This window comes from Xenorhabdus indica, from assembly GCF_014467235.1.
Lineage (GTDB): Bacteria > Pseudomonadota > Gammaproteobacteria > Enterobacterales > Enterobacteriaceae > Xenorhabdus > Xenorhabdus indica.
Map to the genome: position 1 here is coordinate 105,362 of NZ_NKHP01000014.1, position 11,246 is coordinate 116,607.

Consider the following 11,246-nt stretch of genomic DNA (forward strand, 5'->3'; position numbering starts at 1 on the left):
CTGTGCTTCTAATTATTACTCTGTGTAATCAAAAAAATAGATTTAAAAAAGTGAAAGTAATTACTTAAAAATTAAAAACTGTAAGAGAAACGTGTTAATAGCTGTATAGGGCTATCAAGCCCCCGATATTGTGGAGACAAGATTTTTCCTTGGCTGACTTGAATATCAGCAAACAATTGTTGGTAGCGTAATGTCATCCCGGCATTCAGCCCTATAGCATTTATCCATTCACCTTTATTGCTATAACTTTTACTCTGTCCTAAATCTCCACCAATGCTTAATGTCAGAGAGCCTTGAGGTATAGGGATCGGATAAGACAATGTATTCCTTAAATACCAACCATTATCAGAGCATAAGAAACTTCCATTAAATCCTCGAATATTATTTTTATCACCAATATCTATACATTCCATAGCCGGTAACCGATTCCGACTATATTGCGTATAAAGTTCACTATCAAAAAAATAGGATGATTTAAACAGTATAAAGCTCTTTTTCAGATTCAGTGACATTTGACCTTTAATAAAATCCTTGTCCATAACTGTCTGTGCATCAAACCATGGCATTCCTTTATTAATTCCAATATCAAAGGTAAAAATACCAGTAGGAATAACTTGTAAGTGATTGACACTAAGAGAAACAAGACTAACGGTTTCACTACTTGTTATGAGTTTTTCATCATTTAAATAATTATTTCCTTTTTTATATACGACCTGTGTGCTTAATGTATCTATTTGCTTTTGATTACGATGAAATACCCAATCAGCCCGCATTCCTGCTTGTTCAGCATTTCCTCTTATATTTATTGATCTAACCTGTAATTGCATCTTATTTCTATATTTTGAATCAACATAAAATCCGCTGAATGTCATCTCACCATAAGGAAGTGAGTAAAGTAATATATAAGAATGGTTATGTTTTTTTTTAGAATTATTTAATGTAGAGCTTCCACTGAAACTAATAAAATCCGATAATCCCAATGGGCTATCAAAACTGGTATTTAACCTTCCCATCCACTTCCCGGTACTTTTTTGTCCATAATTATCAGTTGTCACAGAAACTTTCCAGGGCGTACTATGTTTGTTATTCAAGAGAATGATAGACCCTCCATTGACTGTACCAGGCAGGATATCCAATGTAGTTCTGTTTGATTGCAGACGATTTGCCTGATCTAACCCTTGATCGAGTTGGTGTATATTTAATGGATTATTCTTTAAATCAGGAAAAAGAGTTTGACTATTAACCCAGCGATCCCCTTCCCGAATATCTTCAACAAAACCTTCTATAATCCTGATCCCTAATGTCTTATCATAATCAGGCGGAATGAGTTTTACTCTGGCTGTAACATAGCCTTTCTGAATATAAAGATTCGTAATTTCTGATGCTAATTTATTAATATAATGACTGGTAATACAATCACTAGGAATAGCACTTAGCGTTTTCAGGTCAGAGGTTGACAATAATGATATTCCCTGCATATAAATGCCACTAATTGGCAGACATTTTTTTGACTCCACGAGCTTTGGTAATGATTTTTTTGCAGAATTCTCTTCTGATCGATTGAGTATTGCCTGATGCAGCCTCTGTTCAATGAGTTTGTTAATCTCCCTTTCACTGTTCTGTAAATTATTTATTCCTTCACTCACAACAGATGGTGATAGATTTTCATTCAGGTTTACCGGAGAAGCGGATGCTGTAAAAGAAATATACGGTATTAAAAATATAAATATTATTGTGAATTTTCTAATCATCATATAGGGCACCAAAATAATCAATTAATACTTATCATTAATATATTAATTCACGCTGGTCATTTTTAATCACAATTAATTAACATCAGATGTAGCACTTGCATATTGCCATAGTTTTACAAAAAAAATACAAACAATTCATAAACACCAATAATAAAAAGATTAATTCGCAATCATTTGATAATATTGACTCAATAAAAAACCGTTAATTATCCCTATGAAAATTATAAGAAATAAAGTCAATAATCTATTTTTATCAATATAATCAAACTAATAAAATATTTTCTTCAGATGAATAATAATAAATATATGTTTAAATAAAAGCAATTTGTGAAAAACATCTTATATCATGAAGATAGACTTAAATATCAGGGTTGTTATCTAACAATACAGAAACCAGACTTGTTTTCGATAGCATTAGGCAGGTTTACACAAATTTTTTAATTTCATTATGTGAATTTAATATATTAATATATGAAGTATCTTTCGTTTTCACAAGATATCAAAGGCTGTTCCATAAAAACCAAACACTTGTTTGTGAGAAACAGAATTAACCATAACACTTTGATATAAAATAATTTTATTTAGAATAAAATATAGTTTACAATCTGAACACTTTTATTATCCTAAACATTGTTGATTTATCAGAATAATATTTTTGATTCAGATCACAATTTGAACAAAAAATCAATCCAACCAAACTTACGATCACTTTCTCAAAAGCCGAATAAATTATAAAAATAACCTTTACTGTCCACTCAATATGAAATAAAAATATGAATACAAAAAGTAACCAAGGTCATAATATGTCAAATAGGGAAAATCAAATACTGCAAATTTTAAAACGAGACCCTTTTATCCAACAGCAAGAAATTGCAGATATTCTTGGAATTAGTCGCTCGTGTGTTGCAGGACATATTATGAATCTAAGTAAAAAAGGTTATATCAAAGGGAAAGGTTATATTTTGTCCAATGATGTTTATGCTGTTACGATTGGAGCAACTAATATAGATATAACCAGCTATACCTTTGCTAAAATAGTATTTGATGATTCCAACCCAGGGAAAATAATCTCGACCCCCGGTGGGGTCGGGAGAAATATCGCTCAGAATATTGCTGCATTAAAAAATGAAAGTTATTTAATTTCTGTCGTTGGCAACGACCAACATGGTAAGCTTCTGTCAGAACAAACAAAATTATCTGGCGTTAATATTAAATATTTACATAAGCTGGATGATGAAAAAACATCAATCTGCAATTCATTTATTGATGAAAATGGAAAGTGTATCATATCTGTAAATGATATGAGCATTCTGAATAAACTTACTCCCTCATTACTGACTCAATCTAAAAAACTTATCCAAAATGCCAGTGTATTAGTTCTTGATTGCAATTTATCTCAGGAATCATTGGAATGGATATTCAACCACGCTAATAATGTTCCGATTTTTGTTGATACTGTTTCCACCTTCAAAGCATCTAATATCCGCCATTGGCTATCCTATATCCATACTCTGAAACCTAATCGCTCCGAAGCCAAAATACTCAGTGGTATTGAGATTGAAACATTGGAGGACGCAGCCATTGCTGCATCTTGGTTTCATCAACAGGGTGTCCAACGAATAATTTTAAGTATGGATGCTGAAGGTGTGTATTATAGTGAATTAGATAATAAAGCAGGCTATTCACGCGCATTAATGAGTAATGTCGTCAATACAAATGGAGCCGGTGATGCGATGATGGCAGGGCTTGCTCACTGCTGGCTGGCCGGAATGACACTGGAAGATAGTGTTCAATTTTCTCAACAATGTTCTGCTTTTACCCTGTCATCAGAAAATATCGATATTTTCCCCAATAAATTTAAACATCGGTAGCCTTGTTTGGTATCAATTTTTTTCATAAACATCTGGACGAAATATTTGCCAGACAAAATTTTCACGATTAACAGGAGAATAGCCAAACTTTTCGTATAACCAATGCGCGGATGAAGTCACCAGCATTATTCTTCGTAATCGTTGAATAATAGGGTGAGATTGGCAACATGTCATTAACCAGCTTCCTAGCTGCTGTTTTTGATATTCTTCTAATATATAAACATCGCACAGGTATCCAAAAGTTGAAAAATCTGTCACGAATCTAGCAAACCCTATCTGCACGTTCTTGTCATACAATCCAAATGCCAGACTGTTTTCAATAGAGCACCGTACTGTTTCGAGATCAATTCCTTTAGCCCAATGAGAATGTGTAAGAAACTGGTGGATAGTCGTGATATCTAATAGTGATTTATCTGTTGAAACTCGATAGTTTTCTTTTTCCCAATATAGATTTTGCACTATATTTTTCCCTTAAAATATTTATAACCATTTATAAATTGTATAAGGAATCACTTAAGTTTTTTGTGTAAACCTTAACATTTTTATTTATATTCATAATAATTAGTTAAATTTCTGTAAAGAGATTTTTTGATAAAAAGGGTTTTAATAATCCGAACTTCTTCATTATGACCCAATTCTTTCTATTCTTGTATGCTTGGGAATATTCTGTTGGTGGTGGGATGTATGATAATTCCAGAGTGTATCGATTAGACATCTGTGTTTAGATGCCGGAAGATCCAATTTGGAATCAACACTATGTTGCGGGTTATTATTGATGAGTGATTCACCGAATTACACCCGCAACTTTCTGTGGATTGAAATTATTCTGTTCAATGCGACTGACTCAGACTTAAGCGGCTCTCACTATATAATTGAATGCCACATTATGAGGTCGTGTTTCGTTATCACCAGCCATTCCAATAGATTTATCTTCACTTGTACTACCTAATCTATTGACACAAATAGGTATTTTACCGCGAATTAGATCGGCATCATCATTAGTAGTCGTAGGACTGTTTGTGGTTTTGATGGTCATGTTCCCAATAGTTAGATCGGTTAAACAAGGTAGTATTCACGCTCGATGAACGTGCCTATCACTTTATCGTGCATTTCTTCGGATTTAGAATAGTCTATAGTTTTTCGATTCAGTCTCTTGATGCGAATACGCAGGGTGAGATTGGTTCTTTCGATACGTTGAGTCAATGCCTTTCCTGTGAGATGTTTTTCCTCAGGAAGGCAATCATAAACGGGCATAATTATCCGTACAGTAGAACGGGATATCGAAAGGAGACAGAAGAGCCAGCAATTTTTCCAACGTTTTCCTGCTGCGATCATCCAAGACATGTGCGATGACTCGCTTCATATTCGGTTCCCAGGCATACCAGAGCCAACACTGATGACAAACGACCCTTGCTCGTCTATTTCACCGATAATCTGAATGTCACTCCCTACCAGTGGCACGTGGTTACGTTTCTTGGCGTGAGTTTTTTCGTGTGCGAATGACCGTGTTAATACCGACCTTCAGAACGCGAGCGGTATCCCTGACACCGGCGTTATTGATTGTCATATCAATAATCTGCTCTTTCATGCCGGGATGACAGGCTTGATAGGTATAGGTCAGTTGAAACGTTTTACGGCAGGCATAACAGTGATAACAGGGTGCCCAGTACGTCCTTTTCCATGTCCTTTCACCACATCACATCCGGCGCATGGAGTTACGCCAGCTCCAGCGGGGCGACATCGACTTCGAACGTGGTGCGGTAGTGGTGAATCAGGGCAAAGAGAATAAAGATCGGGTTGTGCCTATCGGTGAGCGGGCGCTGGGCTGGCTGAAGCGCTATCTGGAACATGTCCGGCCTCAGTTGGCTGCACAGTACGACAGCGGCTACTTGTTTATCTCACAAAAGGGCAGGCCTCTGAGTCTGGGGCATCTGACGCAGATCGCAGGCAAAGCCATCCGTCAACAGGCACAGCTGGACAAACCGGGCGCCTGCCATCTGTTCCGGCACTCAATGGCCACACAAATGCTGGATAACGGTGCCGATATCCGGCATATCCAGGCGATGCTGGGGCATGAGAAGATCAACACAACCCAGATCTATACGCGGGTCGCCATCAAACAGTTAAAGCGGGTGCATCAGCAGCCGAACGCCGACACCGAGCCACCGGAGAGCTGCTCATGCACTGAACCTGCGGAAATTACCGTATCAGACCGACACCACGATGGCAGCGGACAGCCCGATAATCCCCGTTGAGTTCGCTGGGTGCGGAGCAGGGGCAGACCGTGACCGGACTGCCCGGAAGCATCGGCGTAGGCGGGGGTAAATGGGCAATCTGCATTATGTCTGGCGCCCCCGCTGTTCGGCATCGCTGGGTGGGGTGAATCCTTATGGGTATGTGTATAATCCGGTATCTTGGGTTGATCCTCTGGGGCTGGCAGGTGGAAAAGGAAACAAAGGGGAACCTGTAAAACCTAAAACTCCAGAAGTGGTTGAGTTAGACCCTAAAACCATTAGATTTAGCCAAAACTCAGTTAATGGTGCTGCTGACATAACTCAAAGCATGAAGAATAAAGGTTGGGCTGGAGATCCAATTGATGTAGTTAGAATGAAAAGATGGCGGGCTGACAACAATAGATAACACTAGGGTTTTAGCTGCATCAAGAGCTGGTGTTAATGTTAAAGCTCGAATTCATGATGGTTCATCACCACTGCCAACAGAATTTGTCGAACGTTTTACAACCAGAAAAGGCACTCCATCAACATGGGAAGAAGCTATTAATCTTCGCATAGGAAAACAAAGTGCAGGATATAGAAATAGATATCCTGATGGTTCACCTGTTATAGGATCTCTTGATTAGTATGGAACAACTATTAACAAAATCAGAACTTCCAGAATGGTTTTCTTATCCACATGAATTTACAAGGATAGTTGAACAAAACTTACTCGACTTTGATCCTTGGATCATTTTGGAAGGAGAACGGCTTAGAGTTCGCTTTGATGGCTTGAAAAAAAGATATCCAAATAGAGATATTATTCCTTTCGCTCGTCGAGAAGATAATGATGATGTCGCTTGTTGGGATAAAGCTAATCCCAACCAAGTTGTTATCATTCATGATTTTTCAAGTGAAGGGTATGAAAACGTGGGTAACTTTGAGTCATTTTGGGACTGGCTTAGAGCTGCCTTAGAAGCAACTATCGAATACGATGAATAAATACTGATATATTGAAAAAGCCGGAAAGATCCGCGTGATCTTCCGGCTTTCTTCTTTTTTAAGAGCCGCTCATGAAGGCCGAAAAATAACTGGAAAAAGTCTGAAACCAGTTTCTAAAAACGGCAAGGGAAACAAGAATCAGTGCGAATGATCCAGAAAGTGGGTTTACGAGTTTCTCATTGGTAAAACCCACTGCATCCAGTAATATCACTGAACTATTACGGTACTGTCGTCCTTGATAAGAAGTCGACCATTTTCCAGCTTGATACAATGATCAGCCAAGTGGAAAAAGCGATCGTCGTGTGTAATAGCCAGTACTGCTTTACCGCGTGCTGCTAATTCGGGCAGTAATTCCTGATAGAATACGGTCTTAAACAGTGGATCCTGATCAGCAGCCCATTCATCGAATAGGTAAAATGGCCGGTCTTCCAAATAAGCAACCACCAAGGCGAGGCGTTTTCGTTGTCCCAGTGATAAATCACGGGTTGAGAAACAACCATTTTCAATCTTTACCTTGTGATCTAAATGTAGTTTAGCGAGCAACGCGTTAGCACGCGCATCTAATGTCGAATCTGCATCACTCAAGCCTACCAATGTTTCGAAAAGGTGAAAATCAGAGAAAATCGCTGAAAATAATTGTCGGTAGTTTGCTCTATTGCTGTCAGTGATGGCATGTCCATCAACAGTAATGACACCGCTTTCTGGTGTATAGAGGCCAACTAATAGCTTGGCGAGTGTCGTTTTACCACTGCCGTTACCACCAATCAGAAAAGTAATTTCTCCTCTTTTAAGTTCCATATCAATGGAACCAAGTTGGAATACTTCATCTTCTCTCTCTCGATAATAGCTGTGGGTAATGCCAGACAAGTGTAGTGAGTGAACTTCACCGAACTCGTCAGCACAGATTTGCGGGCCAAAGTAATCTTGTTCATTCAATTCAGAAAGTATATTTCCGATGCGATTCAGCGATACACGAGCTGCATTCAGTGCTGGGATACTGTTGAGTAGCCCATCCAAAGGCATCAGCATAAACAGAAAGATAATCAAATAGCCAGCCAGAGTCGTTGTTTCAAGGCCTGGTATCACAGTCGGGGCAAATATTACCACGCCTAAAAACACATAAAATAAGAAGAGGATCCAGCCAGCGCCAAAGGCATAAACACTAAAAGCACGAGTACGATGCTGGCGTACCGCATCAATCTCGCTGCCAAGCGAGTGGGTAAAAAAAGATTGAGCACGTGAGAAGTGTAACTTCAACTCTTTCGCACCAGAAAATAAGGCGTTGAAGTGATTGAAGAGACGGTCTTGCGCCTTACCCGCTTCCTTGAATGAATTGATCGCTCTGGTTCCGCCAAGGCTGTAACCGAGTGAGCCAATGATGACCACAACCAATGCCAAGAAGAACACGGGCCAGGACAACCAAGCCAGATAACTGAGGCAGCCTAGTACGATCGAACCCTGCATTATGATATTGGGTAAGGTGAAGAATAACATTGATACATTAGTTGCATCATCTGTGATAATAGATTGACCTCGAGATGAACCAAGCAGTTCAATCTGGCGAAAGGGGGCACGCGCAACGCGTTCTGAAATAAGTTGGCGCATCTTCGCCATTGTATTCTGGCTTAATTTAGCGAAAATCACGCCACTCAGTATGCGACAGGTAATAGCCAGCACAGCCAGGATACCAAAATACCAAGCGAGCAAAGAATAGTTATCATTGGGGATTGTCACTGCTCTGTTAATTAGAGTAATCAAAGAGACGCTGGAAATACCATTGACGATACTAGCAAAAACAGCAATGGCAAGTGCCCAGCGCGAACGGTACAAAAGTGAGAGTAAGATCTGATGGGCTGGTTGTTTTATTGTCGAAGTGTTCATTTATAGTCCATAAATTATGTGCATAACTAGCTGGTGTATCTATCCTTTTTGGTGAATAACATACTGAGGAATCACTTGATATCAGGTAAGCAAATTCCTATGTCACTACACCTAAAGACCAGATTGGTTAGAAAGCGATAAAATGCCAGCCCCGCAAGGCTGGCTAAAGTCATAGCGTTGAGTCACTTTACTTCATGAAGTGCCTTTCAAGATTAGGGTTATTAACATAATCCAACTCTTCCCATAACCAAGTGGCAAATTGTTTAACTTGTGGGTTGGACAGCATAGTCATGTGATTACCAGATACGATCATCGTATTTAGCTGAGTGACATGTTTGGACCACATATTTTTGCGGTTTTCTGTTTCATCAACGTCTCCTTCTTTGGCGTTAATCAGATGAGCGAGGCCTTCATAGCGGGCAGAAGGTGTATAATTTGTATTCAAATTAGCTTGCATAACCTGAACGATACCTTGCAACAGTGACATCGATGCATGCGCAGGGAAAATACCGACATTCACCAACGTTCTCAGCAGGAGCTGAATCTGCTCATCTGATTCCTGGTTTTCGAAGTCTTGTCTCGTAAACGGTAATGGTTGAGTCAGCATCATGTTGTAGATATCGATCAATTTCATGAATGTTTCAACACGACCAACAGCTTTCGGAACACTATCCTGTAAGTCAGGGGCTCTGCTATCAACGAGTATAAGATCGGTCACTCTTTCTCCTTGTGCCTGTAGTTGTAACGCAATCTCAAAGGCTATCCAACCGCCGAAGGAATGACCTAGCAGGTGATAAGGGCCATGAGGTTGCATTTGACGGATCGCTTGAACATAAGCATGAGCCGTACCTTCAACGCTGATATAAGGAGGAAGATGTGACTCTATTAGGCCACGAGACTGTAAAGCGTGTACAGGTAGCTGGGACGGAAGTGACAATGCCAATGCAATAAAACTGGAGGCACTGGCACCTGCACCAGGAATACAGAAAAGCGGGGGAATAGAGGCAGTCCCTTTTTGGATAATGACACCTGGAGCATAGGAAGTAGGCAGCAAATGCTCAGTGATCGAATCGACCAATTGATTGATCAAAGGTTGTTGCATGATAGTGCTATGAGTTCCACCAATAGGATGAAGTACAGAATGCTCTCCGACAATATCACGCCAACCACGCCAAGAGTCGTACCCAGAAGGTAACTTATCTGCTGTATAGAGATAGATGGGTAACGATGATGCGGGAGCAATATAGCTGCGACCAAATTGTAAAATGGTTCTTTGGGTATCGATACGAAGGAGGACATCCTCTTTTGTAATACCCATTGGCAGCCACTGGCGTTCTTCACAAAAAGCAAGAACTTCGTTCAAGTCTTTAATATGATAAAGTTTATCAAAGTCGGGCTCATCAACAATGTCCATATGATCACGTAAGTAATTAATAATCATATCGATATCTTTCTGCGTATTATTTATCGATTTGTTGACATCAATATCAAGTTCATGACTATATCCACTTGCAGTATCAATTTTGAGCCCGCTCAAGTTATAGGAATCGATCATTCCAAGATATTTGACTTCCTCACCACTGTTAATCAATTGCAAAGCCATCTCGTAAACAATAACCCCCCCGATTGACCAACCTGCAAGGTAATAGGGGCCATGGGGTTGAACCCGACGAATAGCCTGGATATGGCAAGCGGCCAGCTCTTCAATAGACGTTGGTGGATTTTCTATTGTGTGGAAGCCCAGTGCCTGTAACCCATAGACAGGTAATTCTGACGGTAGCAAAGTGGCTAGTAGCGAATAAGCCAGCGGATCACCTGTGGTTTCGTGTACCAAGAATAATGGCGGTAAACTGCCTGAAGGGCTTAACGGCACAGGATTCGCGTCAAAAGGCGAACTTGGTTTGATTGAGACATCGCTACTATTGCTACTATCGTTACTATCGCTAATAGCCAGAGCCAAATCATATAACGTCGGGTGAGAGAATAAAGTCGCCAACGAAATCTCCATACCTTGCTGACTTACGCAATTCAGTAATTGCACGGCTAACAGCGAATGACCGCCTAGCTCAAAGAAATGGTCATGACGGCCGACACGTTCCAGCCCCAACAGTTCCTGCCAAATCTGCGCCAACATGGTTTCAACCTCACCCTGCGGCGGTTCATAGCCACGCGACACCATGGCCAACTGGTCAGGGGCAGGCAGTGCCTTGCGGTCGAGTTTGCCGTTAGCGGTAAGCGGGAAAGTGTCAATCATGACAAAGGCGCCGGGCAGCATATACTCAGCCAAATGCTGTGCCAGTTCCTGACGCAAGTCAGCCGGCACCAGTTCAACCCCGGACTGGGGCCGGAGGTAAGCCACCAGACGGATATCACCGGCGATATCTTCGCGGGCGATAACAACCGCTTCCTGCACGCCAGTACACTGAACCAGACGCGCTTCAATTTCCCCCAGCTCAATACGGAAGCCGCGGATCTTGACCTGAAAGTCGTTGCGGCCGAGGTATTCGATACTGCCATCCGGCAAC

The 11,246-nt window shown here is 40.5% G+C and carries 7 protein-coding genes and 2 pseudogenes; 4 read left to right on the top strand and 5 right to left on the bottom strand.

Annotated features, from left to right (window positions below; translation table 11 throughout):
- Positions 1–71: 71 nt before the first annotated feature.
- The gene (locus Xind_RS12355) at positions 72–1,754 is read right to left on the bottom strand and encodes a ShlB/FhaC/HecB family hemolysin secretion/activation protein (protein WP_246432532.1); all 1,683 of its coding nucleotides are present in this window, start codon (positions 1,752–1,754) and stop codon (positions 72–74) included.
- 803 nt (positions 1,755–2,557) lie between these two features.
- Between Xind_RS12355 and Xind_RS12360 the strand changes: the two genes are divergently transcribed.
- On the top strand, positions 2,558–3,625 hold the full coding sequence (locus tag Xind_RS12360; protein ID WP_047683433.1) for a PfkB family carbohydrate kinase: 1,068 nt from the start codon (positions 2,558–2,560) through the stop codon (positions 3,623–3,625).
- A 12-nt stretch (positions 3,626–3,637) separates the two neighbouring features.
- Here the strand turns inward: Xind_RS12360 and Xind_RS12365 are convergent, their stop codons facing one another.
- Together Xind_RS12365 and Xind_RS12370 are read right to left on the bottom strand one after the other, a co-directional pair.
- Positions 3,638–4,084, bottom strand: a complete 447-nt coding sequence (locus tag Xind_RS12365; protein WP_187650139.1) for a GNAT family N-acetyltransferase — start codon at positions 4,082–4,084, stop codon at positions 3,638–3,640.
- A gap of 597 nt (positions 4,085–4,681) precedes the next feature.
- A pseudogene (locus tag Xind_RS12370) lies at positions 4,682–5,320 on the bottom strand (IS1 family transposase).
- Between the two features lie 14 nt (positions 5,321–5,334).
- On the opposite strand from Xind_RS12370, the gene Xind_RS12375 reads away from it, so the two are divergent.
- The 3 genes and pseudogenes from Xind_RS12375 (at position 5,335) to Xind_RS12385 (ending at position 6,840) form a co-directional block, all read left to right on the top strand.
- A complete protein-coding gene (locus tag Xind_RS12375) occupies positions 5,335–5,880 on the top strand; it encodes a tyrosine-type recombinase/integrase (RefSeq protein ID WP_187650140.1) in 546 nt (181 codons plus the stop codon).
- Positions 5,881–5,998: 118 nt separating this feature from the next.
- A pseudogene (locus Xind_RS24590) lies at positions 5,999–6,485 on the top strand (RHS repeat-associated core domain-containing protein); the annotation flags it as partial.
- Between the two features lies 1 nt (position 6,486).
- The gene (locus Xind_RS12385; protein WP_052189625.1) at positions 6,487–6,840 is read left to right on the top strand and encodes a hypothetical protein; all 354 of its coding nucleotides are present in this window, start codon (positions 6,487–6,489) and stop codon (positions 6,838–6,840) included.
- Positions 6,841–7,047: 207 nt separating this feature from the next.
- Here the strand turns inward: Xind_RS12385 and Xind_RS12390 are convergent, their stop codons facing one another.
- The gene (locus Xind_RS12390; RefSeq protein WP_047683373.1) at positions 7,048–8,721 is read right to left on the bottom strand and encodes a cyclic peptide export ABC transporter; all 1,674 of its coding nucleotides are present in this window, start codon (positions 8,719–8,721) and stop codon (positions 7,048–7,050) included.
- A 187-nt stretch (positions 8,722–8,908) separates the two neighbouring features.
- On the bottom strand, positions 8,909–11,246 hold a 2,338-nt coding region (locus tag Xind_RS12395; protein ID WP_187650141.1), incomplete at its 5' end, for a non-ribosomal peptide synthetase.

Coding starts and splice junctions, on each gene's coding strand:
- Xind_RS12355 (WP_246432532.1), bottom strand. CDS start 1,754: ATGATGATTAGAAAATTCACAATAATATTTATATTTTTAATACCGTAT.
- Xind_RS12360 (WP_047683433.1), top strand. CDS start 2,558: ATGTCAAATAGGGAAAATCAAATACTGCAAATTTTAAAACGAGACCCT.
- Xind_RS12375 (WP_187650140.1), top strand. CDS start 5,335: ATGGAGTTACGCCAGCTCCAGCGGGGCGACATCGACTTCGAACGTGGT.
- Xind_RS12385 (WP_052189625.1), top strand. CDS start 6,487: ATGGAACAACTATTAACAAAATCAGAACTTCCAGAATGGTTTTCTTAT.
- Xind_RS12390 (WP_047683373.1), bottom strand. CDS start 8,721: ATGAACACTTCGACAATAAAACAACCAGCCCATCAGATCTTACTCTCA.